At 73.2% G+C, this 15377-nt stretch carries 13 protein-coding genes; 3 read left to right on the top strand and 10 right to left on the bottom strand.

The window, feature by feature from the left end; all coding sequences use genetic code 11:
- Positions 1-52 precede the first annotated feature (52 nt).
- The 7 genes from WBQ80_RS10535 to WBQ80_RS10505 form a co-directional block, all read right to left on the bottom strand.
- Positions 53-1789: a SulP family inorganic anion transporter gene (locus tag WBQ80_RS10535; protein ID WP_336573530.1), complete on the bottom strand. Its 1737-nt coding sequence runs from the start codon at positions 1787-1789 to the stop codon at positions 53-55.
- Between the two features lie 4 nt (positions 1790-1793).
- Positions 1794-2567, bottom strand: coding sequence for a phosphatase PAP2 family protein (locus WBQ80_RS10530; RefSeq protein WP_336573531.1), 774 nt, complete (start codon positions 2565-2567; stop codon positions 1794-1796).
- A complete protein-coding gene (locus tag WBQ80_RS10525; protein ID WP_336573532.1) occupies positions 2557-3384 on the bottom strand; it encodes a phosphatase PAP2 family protein in 828 nt (275 codons plus the stop codon). Before WBQ80_RS10525 ends, WBQ80_RS10530 begins: the two co-directional genes overlap by 11 nt.
- A gap of 90 nt (positions 3385-3474) precedes the next feature.
- Positions 3475-4911, bottom strand: coding sequence for a DUF2252 domain-containing protein (locus tag WBQ80_RS10520; RefSeq protein ID WP_336573533.1), 1437 nt, complete (start codon positions 4909-4911; stop codon positions 3475-3477).
- Entirely contained in the window at positions 4908-6623 is a 1716-nt protein-coding gene (locus WBQ80_RS10515; RefSeq protein ID WP_336573534.1) for an MFS transporter, read from the bottom strand. Before WBQ80_RS10515 ends, WBQ80_RS10520 begins: the two co-directional genes overlap by 4 nt.
- Positions 6598-7437 (bottom strand): class II glutamine amidotransferase, encoded by an 840-nt coding sequence (locus WBQ80_RS10510; RefSeq protein ID WP_336573535.1) that lies wholly within the window; start codon positions 7435-7437, stop codon positions 6598-6600. The genes WBQ80_RS10515 and WBQ80_RS10510 overlap by 26 nt, the downstream gene beginning before the upstream one ends.
- 112 nt (positions 7438-7549) lie before the next feature.
- Positions 7550-8848 (bottom strand): serine hydrolase domain-containing protein, encoded by a 1299-nt coding sequence (locus WBQ80_RS10505; RefSeq protein WP_336572573.1) that lies wholly within the window; start codon positions 8846-8848, stop codon positions 7550-7552.
- Between the two features lie 260 nt (positions 8849-9108).
- Between WBQ80_RS10505 and WBQ80_RS10500 the strand changes: the two genes are divergently transcribed.
- Both WBQ80_RS10500 and WBQ80_RS10495 read left to right on the top strand, forming a co-directional pair.
- Positions 9109-9516 carry a DUF4383 domain-containing protein gene (locus tag WBQ80_RS10500; RefSeq protein ID WP_336572572.1) on the top strand — a complete coding sequence of 136 codons (408 nt, stop codon included), beginning with the start codon at positions 9109-9111 and terminating at the stop codon, positions 9514-9516.
- 10 nt (positions 9517-9526) lie between these two features.
- On the top strand, positions 9527-10060 hold the full coding sequence (locus tag WBQ80_RS10495) for a hypothetical protein (RefSeq protein WP_336572571.1): 534 nt from the start codon (positions 9527-9529) through the stop codon (positions 10058-10060).
- Positions 10061-10148: 88 nt separating this feature from the next.
- Here WBQ80_RS10495 and WBQ80_RS10490 read toward each other — a convergent pair whose 3' ends face one another.
- Positions 10149-11465, bottom strand: coding sequence for an ATP-dependent DNA helicase (locus WBQ80_RS10490; RefSeq protein WP_336572570.1), 1317 nt, complete (start codon positions 11463-11465; stop codon positions 10149-10151).
- A gap of 181 nt (positions 11466-11646) precedes the next feature.
- Between WBQ80_RS10490 and WBQ80_RS10485 the strand changes: the two genes are divergently transcribed.
- Positions 11647-12699: a hypothetical protein gene (locus tag WBQ80_RS10485; RefSeq protein WP_336572569.1), complete on the top strand. Its 1053-nt coding sequence runs from the start codon at positions 11647-11649 to the stop codon at positions 12697-12699.
- Here the strand turns inward: WBQ80_RS10485 and WBQ80_RS10480 are convergent.
- Entirely contained in the window at positions 12692-13237 is a 546-nt protein-coding gene (locus WBQ80_RS10480; RefSeq protein WP_336572568.1) for a gluconokinase, read from the bottom strand. The genes WBQ80_RS10485 and WBQ80_RS10480 overlap by 8 nt on opposite strands.
- 3 nt (positions 13238-13240) lie before the next feature.
- Complete coding sequence (locus WBQ80_RS10475) at positions 13241-15190, bottom strand: cytochrome c oxidase assembly protein (RefSeq protein WP_442892714.1); 1950 nt, start codon at positions 15188-15190, stop codon at positions 13241-13243.
- Between the last annotated feature and the right edge of the window lie 187 nt (positions 15191-15377).

The raw sequence follows: 15377 nt of genomic DNA, 5'->3' as shown, positions 1-15377 counted from the left end.
CGCCGCCGGCTCGACCCGACGCCGTCACCCGCAACCCGGGGAGACCTGGCGATCACCCGCCGTCCCGCTCGGGATCGCCCGGCTCGCCCTCCCACTTGGTGCCCTCGAGGTCGCCGCGCAGCGTGCCCGTGACGTCGTCGACGGCCGCGCCGACGGTCGGCGCGAACCGGTCGGGCGTGAAGCGGCGCGTCAGGCCGTAGTCGCGGAGCACGTCGAGCACGGGGTCCTTCATCTCGGCGATGACGAGCCGGATGCCGCGGGCGCCGAGCCAGTCGTCGAGGTCCACGAGCTCGTCGGCGGCGGTCGTGTCGATGTCGGTGATGGGCTCGGCGGCGAGGATCACCGTGCGGATGCCGGGACCGGCGGCCTCGACGCGCGAGCGCACGAAGTCGTCGAACAGCCCGCCGTTGGCGAAGAACAGCGGGGCGTCGAAGCGCACGATCACCACACCGGGGATGCGGTCGCCCTCGGGGTATCGCGACAGGTCGTGGTACCCGCGCAGCCCCGTGACCCGGCCGAGCTCGGCGCGGTAGGGGCGCCACGACTGGTTCACGAACGCGAGGAGCGACAGCCCGATCGTGACCGCGATGCCCTCGAGCACGCCGAAGACGAACACCCCCACGAACGCCGCGGCCGACAGCGCCGCGTCGACCCGGTCCATGCGCATCAGGCGCACGAACCCCGAGACGTCGATGAGCCGCGACGCGGCCATGATCACGACCGCGGCGAGCGTCGCCGAGGGCAGCAGCTCGGTGAGTCCCGGGGTGAGGAGCATGAACAGCACGATGAGCGCCGCGCCCACCAGGCCCGTGAGCTGCGACTTCGACCCCGCCTGCTCGGCCACGGGGGTCCGCGACGAGGAGGCCGAGATCGGGAACCCGCCGAGGAGCCCGGCCGACAGGTTCGCCGTGCCGATCGCCGCCATCTCGCGGCTCCCGCTCACGGTCTCGCCGCGACGCGCCGCGAGGGTGCGCGAGAGCACCGCCGAGTCGGTGAACGCGACGAGCGCGATGCCGGCCGCGGGCAGCGCGAGCGCCGCGACATCCGACCACTGCAGGCCCCCGAGCGCGGGCGCGGGAAGGCCCTGCGGCAGCGCCCCGACCACCGGCAGCTCGTCGGAGAGGCCCAGGACGCCGGTGAGGAGCATCGCCCCGACGACCGCGACCAGCACGCCCGGCACGCGCGACCTGACCACGACCAGCAGGACGATGACCGCGAGCGAGCCGAGGCCGAAGGCGAGCGCCAGGGGCTGCACCTCGCCGCCCGCCACGCCGTTCCAGATCGCGAGCACCTCGGTGTACGGGGAGTCGGCGTCGGTCGAGAAGCCCAGCAGGGTGGGCAGCTGCGAGATGATCACGATGAGCGCCACCGCGTTGAGGTAGCCCACCCGGATCGGCTTGGACAGCAGGTCGGTCACGAACCCCAGGCGCAGGACGCCGCCGAGGAGCAGGATCGCGCCGACCATGAGGGCGAGCAGGCCCGCGAGCGCGACCGCGCGATCGTCGTCGCCCAGCGCGAGCGGCAGGATCGCCGCCGCGATCACCGGCGCGAGCGCCGAATCCGGGCCGAGCACGAGGATGCGCGAGGGCCCGACCAGCGCATAGGCGATGAGCGGCACGACGGTGGCGTACAGGCCCGTCTCGGGCGGCAGCCCCGCGACCTGCGCATAGCCCATGCCGGCGGGGATGAGCAGCGCCGTGACGACGATCCCGGCGCGCACGTCGGGCCACAGCCACTCCCGGCGGTAGTGCCGCGCGGTCATGATGCCGGGCGGCACCCAGCGCGGCATCCGCTCAGCCACCGTGCGTGCGCTCGACCTTCTGCCAGACCGGCGGGTGCGGCAGGCGGTTCTCGCGGTACAACCGCTCGGAGAACGCCGCCCAGACGACCAGCGCCGCACCCGCCCCGACGAGCATGCCGCCGACGACGTCGGACACCCAGTGGGCTCCGAGGTACATGCGGCTCGCCATCATGAGCAGCGTGTAGGCGGCCCCGGCGACCCACACCCAGGTGCGGAGGAAGATCAGGCCGAGCGCCGTCGCGATCACGGCGGCGTTCGAGGCGTGGCCCGACGGGAACGAGCCGAAGTCCGGGTGCACGAGGATGTCCTCGGGACGGACGCGGCCCACGCTGATCTTCACGGCCTGCGTCACGAGTCCGCTCGCCGCGACGGCCGAGGCGAAGAAGCCCGCCGCCCACGGCCGGCGCCACAGCAGCAGGCCGACCACGACGATCGCGGGGATCAGGAAGCTCGATACGCGCCCGCTGCCGAGCCAGTCGAAGCCGGCCGCGGCCGCGGTGACCCCCGGCGTGCGCGCCGCGACGATCGCGCGCATGAGCGCCGACTCGAACTCGAACGGCTCGCGCGCCTGGTTGATCACGATGACGATGCCGAGCGCGGCGACCACGGCGAGCGCGATCACGCCCGTCCACAGCCACGGGTGGCGGCTGACCCGAACGGGCGCCGGGGCGTGGTGCGTCGGGTCGTCGCGCGGCTCCTCCGACCCGGACGGCGCGGCGCCCGCGGAAGCGCCCGCCACCTCCTCGCCGTGCGGCTCAGTGCTCATCGCGACCCCACGCCTCGAGCCTCGAATCCGAGGCCTCGACCTGCTCGCGGGTGCCGACGCGGACGGTTCGCCACGTGTCCACGGCGATGACGATGCCGAGCACGACGAGCGACAGGAAGATCGACCCCAGCGCATCGGTCGCGTAGTGGTAGCCGAGGTAGATCCGGCACGCGGCGGTGAGCAGGACGACGGCCACCGCGGCGGCGAACGCGAGCACGGTGACCAGCGGCCGCCGGTGGCGGGAGAAGACGAGGTAGGTGCCGATGAAGAGGAAGTCGGCCACGCCCATGACGTGCCCCGACGGGAACGATGACGTCGGATCGTAGCCGTGGAGCATCTCGTCGGCGGGCGGGCGGTCGCGCGCGATGATCGGGGCGAGCAGCTGCACGATGATCACGCCCAGGATCATGCCGCCGGCGAGGAGGATGGGCCGCCAGGCGTGCTTGGCGACCACGCCCCACGTGACCGTCGTGACGAGGATGATGATCGGCATCGCGATGGGGCCGAACACGATCGCCAGGATGATCATGAAGGTCGTCAGCCAGTCGGCCCGCCCCGAGTCGAGCCACGCCTCGACGGGCGCGTCGATGAACGACAGGTCGTCGGCCTCGATGATCGAGTCGAGCACGATGAAGAAGCCGACCAGCCCGGCGACGATGAGCGCTGCGGCCACCAGGTAGAGCGTGCGCTTGCCGCGCGCGCTCAGGTAGCGCTCCTCGACCATGAACCGCTCGTGGAAGCGTCGGAGGCGACCCTGCCGGCCCTCGCGGGCGGAGGCGGGGACGTCGGCGGCGTCGGTGTCGGGCTTCGAGCTCATGCCGACACGTTACGGCTCCCGCTCCGTCGGCGCGACGTCTTGTGCGGGGCGCCGTCGTGGGCCATGCGCCGCGGGCCGGGTCGACGCCGGTCAGCCCCGGTCGGCGGCGACGAGCCGGCCGGATGCCACGGCCTCCCGGAACGCCGCGTAGTCGCGCTCGTTCTGGTCGGCGTAGTCGACCGCGAACTCGGCGACCGCACGGTCGAACCGGTCCGAGCCGCCGAGGTAGGCGGCGATGGCGACGCGATCCCCCGCCCTCGCGTGCGCGCGTGCCAGCGTCTCGCCGCAGGCGCGTGCGTAGAGTTCCGCGCCCCGCGGCAGGATGACCTCGACGTCGGCCGAGCCCTTCCAGTCGTTGAGCTGCCTGAGGTAGAAGTCCCGCTCCACGCCGTCCGGGGCGAGGATGCGCTGCCAGCCGAGGAACACGTCGCTCGCCGCCTGCATGAGCCGCTGGCCCCGGACCACGCGCTCGCCGTGGTTGGCGTACCGGCTGGGGGGCAGGAACCGCTCGAGCACCGACGCCTCGGCCTGCTTCGCCTGCAGGATCAGCGGGTCGGCGTCGTCCCGGCCGCGCAGCAGCACGATCCAGGCGCGCGTGCCGACGCTGCCCACGCCGACGACCTTGCGGGCGAGGTGGACGTACCGGAACTCCTCGATCGGGTGGCGCTCGAGCGGGAGCGTCGAGCGGTACTCCTGCAGCATCCCCTGCATCCAGTCCTCGACCCGCTCCCCCGAACCGGGCGCGAGGTCGAGGTCCTCCACCGCCATGATGAGCGGCGGGTCGGAGCGGATCCGCATCCGGCCGTCGACCACCTCGACCAGCTTCGTGAACGCGCGCACGCTGTCGCGCGTGCGGGCCTTCGCGAGCGTGGCGGTCGTCCGCTTCACCTGCTTGTCCCCGACCCGGCTCGCCTCGCGCTCCGCGCGGATCCACTCCTCGATGCGGTCCGCGTCGAGCCGGTCGTACCAGGCCTCGAGCACGCCGGACTCCGCTGCGCGCCGCATCCGCTCGCGATAGCCGGCGACGGCCGCGAGCACGACCCGGTGGCACTCGGCGGGCGTGAAGCCGCGGTGGCGCCCGGCGACCTCGAAGCTCGCCGCCAGGCGCTTGACGTCCCATTCCCACGGTCCGGGGAGGGTCTCGTCGAAGTCGTTGATGTCGAAGATCAGGGCCCGCTCGGGCGTGGCGAACACGCCGAAGTTCGACAGGTGCGCGTCGCCGCAGACCTGGACCTCGAGCCCGGACGACGGCGTGCCCGCGAGGTCGGCGGCCATGATGAGCGCCGCGCCCCGGTAGAAGGTGAAGGGCGACACGAGCATGCGCGCGTAGCGGATGGGGACGAGCTCGGGCACGCGCGTCACCGCCTGCTCCTCGAGCAGCGCGACGGGGTCCGTGCGGTCGGACGGCGGCGACCACCCCGCGTGGGACGAGCGCGGGACGCGCGCCCGGGCGGCCCGTCCGGCCTCCGCCCGGGCGGCGAAGTCGTTGCGCGGGGCCGGGTCGAACCGGGTGTCCGGATCGGTCACGGGGTCACCTCCTGCGTCTCGGCGACGCGTTCGGGCTTCGGGCGTCTCTTCCGCCGCTCGGGCGCCTCGGCGGGGATGCCCCTCGAGAAGAGCAGCGCGGCGAGCGCGATCGCGATGAGCCCGACGAACGCGATCCGCAGTGCCTGGAGCTGCGCGTCGCCGTAGGCCTGCTGGAGCTCCTCGGCCTCGTCGTCCGACAGCCCGGCGTCCTCGCCGATCTTCTGCACGGATGCCGCCGGCACGAGTTCGACGCCGCCCTCCGTCGCCTCGGCGACCTGCTGCTTGACGTCGTCGGGCAGGGTGCTGGCCGCGACGGTCCCCGCGAAGGAGGTCGCGAGGGCGCCGATGAGGACCGAGCCGATGAGCGCCGTGCCGAGCGACGAGCCGAGGTTCTGGAAGACGCCCTGCATCCCCCCGACCTCGCTCGACTTCTCGACGCCGACGCTCGACATGTTGACGTTGCCGAGCTGCGAGGCGAGCAGCCCGAGCGCGGCTCCGGCCGTGAACATGCCGATGCCGAAGGCGGGCACCTTGAGCTCCACGTCGACCGCGGCCAGCAGCACCACGGCGGATGCCGCGAGCACGATCTGGCCGATCCGGACGATCGTGCGAGGCGACCAGACCGTCGACAGCCGCGTTCCCGCGAACGAGAACAGGATGAGCGACACCGACAGCGGGAAGATGCGCAGCCCCGTCTGGAGCGCGTCGAGCCCGAGCGTCATCTGCAGGTAGACGGGGATCATGAAGAACAGGCCGGCGGTGACCGCGTACTGCGCGCCCAACGCGCCGAGGCCGCTCCGCAGCCGGCCGATCGAGAAGAGCGTGACATCCAGCAGGGGCGGGCGACCCGCGTCGATCAGGCGCCGCTGCCGGCGGAAGAACCACGCGACGAGGACGCTGCCCGCGAGGATCAGCCAGGTGGTCAGCGAGATCCCGAACGGCTGGATCGGGAACCCGTTCACCTCGGGCGAGTTCAGCGGGATGATCCAGCCCCACGTCTTGCTCTGCAGCAGGCCGAGGACGATCAGGACCAGTCCGGCCGACGAGAGCACGACGCTCAGCACGTCGATCCGCATGGCGACGGGCTCCTGCCGGTCCACGATGCGGCGCGAGAACAGCACCACGACGGCCATGACGACGACCTCGCCGATGAACACGAACCGCCACGAGGCGTAGGTCGTCAGGTAGCCGCCGATGAGCGGTCCCGCGGCGACGGCGGCGCCGGAGGCCGCCCCGATCATCGCGTACGCCGTGACGCGCGCACGGCCCGTGTAGTTCTGGGCGATGAGGGCGGCGATGGCGGGGATCACGAGCACCGCACCCATCCCCTCGACGACGGACCAGCCGAGGAAGAGCACGACGATGTTCGGACTGAGCGCCGTCGTGAGCGACCCGAGCGCGTAGACGATCGACCCGATCACGAACGCGCGCAGGCGGCCCCACACGTCGCCGAGCTTCGCGCCGACCAGCATCAGGGCCGCCATCGTGAGCGTGTAGAAGGTGATGGCCGCCTGCATCGCCGAGACGGTCGTGTCGAGGTCCTGGACGACCTGCGAGATCGAGACGTTCATGACGGTGCTGTCGAGCACCATCACGAACTGCGCAGCCGAGAGGGCGATGACCACCGTCCACGACGTCCGGCCGCCGGGGGCCGCGGTGTCATCGCCCGGCGGGGCGGATGCCGCGTCAGGCTGCGGATCGGAAGGGCTCATGGTGGTATCCCTCTCGGTCGAGGACGGCGATGGTCGACTCGGGTACCTCGACGAATACCCCGGGGAGGTCGTTGAGCGGCTCCGACACGACGACGTGCGCGTGATCGCCGAACTGCGCGAGCCGCTCGGCGTCCGGGTACATCTCGCGGATCGTGGGGATGTCGACCGAGTGGAACAGGCTCCGCGACCGCCCCTGCGAGGAGTACCGCAGCGCCCAGATCGTGGCCCCGTCGGAGACGGCGATCGTGCCCTGCATCGGGAAGAGGATGCCCTTGTCGCGCCCGACGCGCTCCACGTGGTCGACGGCGGCGGTGAGCCCCCCGACCGGGTCGTCCGCGAGTCCGAAGGTGAGCGCGAGGTGGAACACGATCTCGGAATCGGTGGTGCCGTGCAGGTGCGGGTAGAGCGACGGGTCGATCGCGAACGCGAGGTCGCGCTTGACCTTGTCGAACTCGGCGAGGAACCCGTTGTGCATGAACAGCCAGTTCTCCCAGCGGAACGGGTGGCAGTTGGTGCGCTGGATCGGCGGCCCGGCCGCGGCGCGCACGTGGCTGAAGAAGAGCGGGCTCTCGATCGCCCGCGCGAGCTCGCGGACGTTCTCGTCGTTCCACGCCGGCTCCGTGCTGTGGAACACCGCCGGGATGCTGCCGGCCACCGCGCCGGGCGGGTACCAGCCGATGCCGAACCCGTCGCCGTTGACCGTCTCGGCCCCGAGGGGCGAGTCGAGCGACTGGGCCACGAGCGAATGCGTCGCGTCGAGCAGCACCGCCGAGGTCCGCAGCGGTTCCCCCGAGTACGCCAGCCATCGGCACATGAGCGCGCCCTCCCTCCGCCGCGGCCCACGCCCGGCGTCGCTGCGCGCCAGTCTGCTGGGCTCGGGGCGGCGGCGACCGGGCCGAAAGTCCCCGCCTCGCGGATGCCGCCGGTCAGCCGTCGCTCGCGGGCTCCTCGGCGGGGGCCTCGTCGGCGGAGGCCTCCTCGGCGGGCAGCGGGCAGGTGGCGGACGCCGTCATCCGCTCCACCGCCTGGTCGTACGACCAGGGCAGCTCGATGAGCGGCGGCGTCTCCTCGCCCGAGGCCGTCGCCTTCGACGCGATCGACGCGAGCGCGAACGCCGCCTCGCGCACGAGTTCGGCGCCGGACGACGAGTTGTTGAGCGCCACGACCACCGTGAGGCCGGTCTCGGGCTCGGTGAAGACCGCCGTGAGCGCGCCCGTGGTGACGCCGGCCACCCCGCGCATCGGCCCGTACTGCTGTGCGCCGATCCCCTGCGAATGCCAGGCCGGCGCATCACCGCCGATCGGCGTCGTCGTCCAGGCGCGCCGGGCGGTGTTCTCGCTGAACAGCGTGCCGTTCGCGTACGCCTCGCTGAACCGCTTGGCCTCGTCGAGGGTCGAGTACGCGCCCGCCGCCGTGCCGCCGATCGAGCTCGACCGGTCCGAGACGTCCGCGACGGCGGCGCAGTCCATCTTCCCGTCGGGCAGCACGCCCGCGGCGTAGCCGCCCAGGGCCCCCTCGTGCTCGGTGGTCTCCGCGGGCGGGATGCCGGTGGCCTCGAGGTCGAGCGGCTCGAAGACGTACTGCTCGGCGAGGTCGGCCCACGTGCGGCCGGTGTGCTGCTCGAGCGCGGTCGCGAGGAGCATGATGCCCGTGCGGGACTCGGCCCATCCGGCGCCGGCGTCGAACCGGCGGCTCGCCGCCATCCCGCTCGCCACGAGCTCGGCGGCGGGCCACACGCGCTCGGGGTTGCCGACGAAGAAGCGGCTGAGCGTCGGGTAGTAGTCGGCGATGCCGGACTGGTTGCGGCACAGGTGCTCGAGCGTCACGCCGCCGAGACCGGGGACGCCGCGCACCATCGTGCCCACCTGGTCGTCGAGTTCGACGACGCCGGCGTCGACGAGGCGCAGCATGAGGGCGCACGTGATCGCACCCGTCGCGGTCGAGAGCTGGAACCGGGTGTCGGCCGTCGCCTCGGCAGCGCCCTCGCCGAACTCGACCGTGCCCGTGCCGGCGGTCCACGCGCCCGCCCACGGCGCCCACACTCCCGCCACGGCGCCGCTCGAGCCGCTGAGGCGGACGGCCTCCTGCAGCGTCGCGTCGAGGCGCTCCACGACCTCGGGGGCGAACTCGGCCTCGACCTGGTCGTAGCCGGTGATGGCCTGCGACGGGGTCGTGCAGCCTGCGAGCAGCAGCGCCGCGCAGGCCGAGGCGATCGCCGCGGCCATCCGCCGCCGAACGCGACCTGCTCCTGCAGCCACCGTGCCCCCCGCCGTGTGTCCGCAGCGATTGTAACCCGAGGGCCCCGCGCCGCCATCGTCGCCACGTCACGGTTCGGCCACGCCGCGCGGCGCACGCTCCGTGCCTGTCCCCCGAACGGCCCGCGCGCGTGCGGGTCCCGCGCGGGGCCCGGGCCAATCCGCCCGCCCCGCTGCGCCGAACCACTCCCAGCACGGCGAACGCCGCGCGACGACAAGGAGGCATCGCCATGAAGAACTCACCCAATCGCATCGCCGCGACCGTCTTCGGCGCGGTCTACGTCCTCGTGGGACTGCTCGGCTTCGCCGTCACCGGCGGGGTCGACTTCATCGCCACCGAGGGCGGGCTGCTGCTCGGCATCTTCGCGGTCAATCCGCTGCACAACATCGCGCACCTCGCGATCGGGGCCGCACTGCTCATCGCGGGCCTGACGAACGTCGCGGCCGCGAAGGCGACCAACACCACCGTCGGCGCCGCGTACCTGCTGCTCGGCGTCGTCGGCTTCTTCATCGCCGGCACCGCCGCCAACATCCTGGCGCTCAACACCGCCGACCACTTCCTCCACCTCGCCAGCGCGATCGTGCTGCTCGGCGTCGGCCTCGGAGCCGAGCGCTCCGCACGCGTGGCGACGGCCTAGGGAGCCCGCCATGAAGGCACTGGAGGCGATCACGCGCAGCTGGCCGATGCTCGGCGCGCTGGGCGCCGGGCTCGTGCTCGCGGCCCTCGCCGCCGGTGCCGGGGGTGCGATGCGGGTCGTCCTGGCCGGGCTCGGCGTCGCCGCGCTCGGCTGGGCCGGCCTGTCGCTCCGGGCGGGCCGACCCGTGGCAGCGCGTACCGTGCTCGGCATCGCAACCGGGGCGCTGCTCGCCGGCGGCGCCGCGGTCGCCGCCGGCGCCATGGCCGGGGTCGCGGCCGCCCCCCTCGCCGCGGCATCCGTCTTCATCGGCGCGGTCGCGTCGTCGGCCGCGCTCGACCTCCGCCGTCGCCGCGCCGCCCGGGCGGCCGCGCCCGCGGCACCTGCAGCCGGCGAGACGCACCCCCGCCTCGCGCTCGCGGGGCTCGCCCTCGGCGCCGCACTCGTCTCGGCGATCGCCACCCCGGCGCTCGCGGCGACCGACGCCGGGAAGCTCGCCGTGCCGCACGGCGAGCACGGCGCCCACGACCCGGGTCACGCGCACTGACCCGCCTCGACCGCGGCCGGGGGCGCGTGGCGATGACGCCCCCGGCCGCTTCCCCCGCTCCGCCCGCGGTGACGGGCCGGGGGCCGTGTCAGCCGGGCAGCTCGTCGGCCGTGCCGAGGTCGCGCGCCGCGCCCGACATGAACCGCTCGACGTCGCGGTCGACGATGATGTCGCGCGGCACGAGCGGTCGTGCCAGGTAGAGCCCCTCGAGCGACGTCAGCCGCGACAGGGCGACGTAGGTCTGCCCCGGACTGAACACGCGCGAGCCGAGGTCGACGATCGCGGCGTCGTAGCTCGCGCCCTGCGACTTGTGGATGGTGACGGCCCACGCCAGCCGCAGCGGGAACTGCGTGAACTCGGCCACGATCTCGCGCTCGAGCTTCTTCGCCACCGGGTCCCACGTATAGCGGTACTTCTCCCACGTGGCGGGTTCGACCTCGTGCTCCTCGCCGTCGACCTCGACGCGCACCTCGCGGTCGAGCGACGTGACCGTGCCGATCGTGCCGTTGACCCACCGCGGCGCCTCGCCCCAGCCCCCGGTGTCGTTGCGGAGGAACATCACCTGCGCGCCCACCTTGAGCTCGAGCCTCTCGTCGGCGGGATAGCCGCGCCCGCCGAACTCGCCGTTCACGTCGGCCTCGTTCGCGAGCGAGTGCCCGGGGAGGCGGTGCAGGGCGGTGCGGTTGATGCGGTTCACGGTCTCGTTCGTCGTCGCGAGGGTGATCGCGCCCTGCTCGGGCAGCGGACGCCGCGCGCCCGTGTCGTTCAGCACGCCCGCGATCTCGGCGGTCACCTGGCCGTGCCGCACCGCGTTCAGCATGTGCTTGAACGCGTCGTCGTGCTGCCGGTGGATCTCGCCGAGCTCGTAGATGCACAGGTCGGCCTCGTTCCAGACCTTCGCGTCGAAGAACCACATCGACCGGTAGGTGTCGGCGAAGTAGCGGCGCTCGTCGCCCGAACCCGGCACGGGCGCGAGCTGGTAGGGATCGCCGAACAGCACGACCTGCACCCCGCCGAACGGCTCGTGCGGTCGCTGCCGCGCCTGCCGCAGCGATCGGTCCATCGCGTCCATGAGGTCGGCGTTCACCATCGACACCTCGTCGACGACGAGCGTGTCCATCGCGTTGAGGATCTTTCGGACCGCGTCGTTCTGGTCGATCCCGGCGTCGGCGACCACGCCGATCGGCAGGCGGAACAGCGAATGGATGGTCTGCCCGCCGACGTTCAGCGCCGCGACGCCGGTCGGCGCGCAGATCACGATCTGCTTCGAGGTGTTCCAGTTGAGGTGGTGGAGCAGCGTCGACTTGCCCGTGCCCGCGCGACCCGTCACGAACACGTGCTCGCGCGTGTGCTCGATCGCCCGGAACACCGCCTGCTGCTCGGCGGTCAGGGTCACGGGCTGCAACGGTCGTCCTTCAGTGCGGGTGGGTGATCGGATGCCGCGTCGCGGGCGCCCCGCGGCGCGTCGGCGTCTTCACTGTAGACCGGCGCATCGCGGCCGGCGCCCGCCGGAGCGGCATCCGTTCGCCCGCCCGTCGCGCTGTGGACGACGCGGACCGCGCGGGCTCGCTGCATAGACTTGCGGCGTGGGGAGCGCGAGCGGAGTCGGCAGGCGCCTGTCCGCCGCGGCGATCGCCGGGTGGACGGCGCTCGCGATGCTGCTCGGCGGCGCCATGCTCGCCGCCCTGGGCGGCCTCAACCAGAGCCTCTACGGTCCCGCCGCATTCGTCGAGCGGTACCTCGACGCGATCGCACGCGACGACATCCTGAGCGCCCTCGCCACCCCGGGCGTGCGCCTGGACCCCGCCGACCTCGCCGGCGCCGGGCTCCCCGAGGACACCTCGACCGCCATGCTCCGATCGGGCGTGCTCCGGTCCGGACCGGAGGACGTGCGGGTCCTCGACGACCGGCCGACGGGCGACCGGGGCGCGCACTCCGTGACGGTGAGCTACCGGCTCGAGTCGTCGATCGTCGAGACCACGTTCGAGGTGGAGCCGATCGAACCGCTCTACGGGGTCCTCAACCGGTGGGAGTTCGCCTCGAGCCCGCTCGCCGTGGTGCAGGTGACCGCCGCGCACAACCCGCTGTTCACGGTCGGCTCGCTGACGCTCGACACGCGCGCGAACACGACCGGCGACGAACTGCTCGCCTTCACCCATCAGGCCCCCTACCTCGCGATCGCGCCCGGGGTCTACGAGGTCGGCTACGAGTCCACCCTGCTCGAGGCCGTGCCGACCACGCTCGTCACGACGCCCGGCGCTCCCGCGGAGGCCACGGTCGAGGCCCTGCCGACCGAGGAGTTCGTCGAGCGCGTGCAGGCCAAGGTCGACGAGTACCTCAACGACCAGTGCGCCACGCAGCCCGTCCTGAAGCCGGCGGGCTGCCCGTTCGGCGTCGACGTCGACGACCGCGTCGTGAGCGAGCCGGTCTGGACCATCGTCGAGTCGCCCGCCGTGACGCTCGTGCCGGGCGAGACGGCGTTCGAGATGCCGCCGACCCCCGGCGTCGCCCGGGTCACGTTCGAGGCGCAGTCGCTGTTCGACGGGAGCCTCTACACGTTCGAGCAGGACGAGGGCTTCATGCTCGCCCTCGACGCGCGCGTCCGGCCCGACGGTTCGATCGCGATCCAGCTCAAGTAGGCGTCGGCTCGTCCAGCCGGTCGAGGGCGGATGCCGCGACCGCCGCGATCTCGTCGACCCCGTCGGTCACGTCGACCCGCACCGCGCGCTCGTCGGCATCGGGGGCCTCGTACGCGGCGAGCTGCGACGCGAGCAGCGACGCCGGCATGAAGTGGCCGACCCGGCCGCCGATGCGCTCGGCGAGCAGCGCCTCGTCGCCTTCGAGCGCGACGAAGACCGCATCCGGGGCGGCCGCCCGCAGCCGGTCGCGGTAGGCGCGTCGCAGCGACGAGCACGCCACCACGATCCCGGGAGGGGCGGCCCCGGCGAGCGCCGCGCCCACGACGTCGAGCCAGGGCATGCGGTCGGCGTCCGCGAGCGCCCGCCCGGCGCGCATCTTCGCGACGTTCGCCGGAGGATGCAGGTCGTCGGCGTCGACGAAGTCGAGGCCGAGCCGGTCGGCGAGCGCGACGCCCACGCTCGTCTTGCCGGACCCCGCGACGCCCATCACCACGATGCGGCGCGTACCGCCGTGCGTCGGATGCTCAGTCCGCGGCATCCGTCACTCGCCCCTGCCGTCGCGCGCGGCGAGCGCGGCGAGCTGGGCGTTGTACGACTCGAGTTCGGCCTCGCCCGTGCGGTCGGCGTGCCGGTCGCGGCGCCGGGTCTCCTTGGCGTCGCTGCGGGCCCACTGGATGGCGACCGTGATCGCGAGCGCCACCGTGGGGATCTCGCCGATCGACCACGCGATGCCGCCGCCGAGCTGCTGGTCGGCGAGCGCGTCGGCCCCCCAACCCATCGCGCCGTACCAGTCGGCGAGCAGCAGGCCCGAGCTCATCATGATCGACAGGCCGAAGAACGCGTGGAACGCCATCGTGCCGAGCAGCAGCACCAGGCGGAACGGGTAGGGCAGCCGGTACGGCACCGGGTCGATGCCGATGAGCGACTGCACGAAGAGGTACCCGGTGATGAGGAAGTGCGCGACCATCCAGGTGTGGCCGATGTGGTCCTCCATGGTCCACCGGAACAGCGGCGAGTAGTAGAACACCCAGAGCGATCCGGCGAAGAGCACGGCCGCGACGATCGGGTTCGCGATGATGCCCGCGAACCTGGAGTGGACCGCGAGGAGGATCCACTCGCGGCCGCCCCGGCTGCCGTCCTTGCGGGGCCGGATGGCGCGCGCGGCGAGCGTCACGGGCGCACCGGGCACGAGCAGCACGGGCACCCCCATCGTGAGGATCATGTGCGCGAGCATGTGCGCCGAGAAGAGGTACTCCTCGTAGGCGCTCACGCCGCCGTTCGTGACCCACGCGAGCAGCAGCATGCCCGCGACCCACAGCACCGTGCGGTAGACGGGCCATGCGTCGCCGCGGCGCCGCAGCCGGAGCACGCCGGCGACGTAGAAGAAGATGCCGAACCCGCAGGCGAGCAGCCACAGCAGGTCGGGGCTCCACTCGGTGAGGTATCGCACGGCGTCCGGCGGCGGCGGGAGCGGCTCGCCCGTCAGGAGCTCGGCGGGCGTCCGGGCGAGGCCGCCCGAGGTCTCCTCGGCGACCGGCGTGGCGGTGCGCGCGAGCGCCGCGGCGACGCCCGACGCGATGCCCATGAACGCCAGCTCCACGACGACGAGCAGCCAGAACGTCCGGCCGGCGGATGCCCCGGGCCGGGCCTCCTGCGCCGAGCCCGGGCGCAGCGTCCGGCCGATCCGGCCGATCATCACGCGGCGCTGGGCGGCGCCGAACAGGCCGAGCACGACGAGCGCACCGACCTTCGCCATCACGAGGAGGCCGTACTGGCCCGTCAGCTGCTCCCACGTGCCGATGCGCAGCGCCGCGCTCGCGTAGCCGGAGATCGCGACCACGATGAAGCACACGAGCGCGACCGTCGAGTACCGGGCCAGGACGACCGGCAGGCGGTCGCCGGCGAGCCGCGGTTCGAGCAGTACCAGGGTGAGGAGCCCGCCCAGCCACGCCGCCACGAACACGAGGTGCAGGCCGAGCGCGGTGATCGCCTCGGAGTGGCCGGCGGCTCCGGCCGCGTGGCCCTGCTGCGCCATCGGCACGAGCGCGACCACCGCGAGCGCGCCGACGAACACGAGCGCCGTGTGGTTGCGCACCGCGAAGCACAGCACCGTGACGGCCGCGGCGACGAGCGTGGTCGTCAGCCAGGCGCGGCCCAGTTCGATCGTCGTGGCGAACTGGCCGAGCTGCGCGCCGAACCGGTCGCTGAACTCGAAGGGCGCGCCGGTGACGAGCACGAAGGTGAGCACGCCGGTGGCGGCGCTCGCCACGGTGAGCACGGCAGCGGATGCCGCGGCCACGTCGAGCGCGAGGTCGAACTCGCGCTGCTTGGGGCTCAGCGCCCAGATCGCGAGCATGAGCGCGCCGATCATCCCGGCTGCACCGAGGTTCACGAACAGCTTCGCGACGGGGACGCCCCAGCGCGCGACCGGACCCGGGTCCTGGATGGGGTACGGCTCCGCTCCCCCGCCGAACGCCAGCGCCGCGATCATCGCGACGAGCGCGACGGCGACGAGGGCGGCGGGGCCGAGCACGCGGACGGAACGGGTCACCGTACGAGCCTACGACTCGCGGGCTGGGAAGCGGCTCGCGGGCCGCCCTGCACTCCCCCGCCGCGGCATCCGCTCGGCCCGGCCGCTCGGGCCCGGGCACGCCGAAGGGGCGCACCGGATGGAACCG

This window comes from Agromyces sp. CCNWLW213 (genome assembly GCF_037199545.1).
Classification (GTDB): domain Bacteria; phylum Actinomycetota; class Actinomycetes; order Actinomycetales; family Microbacteriaceae; genus Agromyces.
The sequence above is the reverse complement of the archived record's forward strand: the minus strand, read 5'-3'. Positions and strand labels throughout refer to the sequence as shown.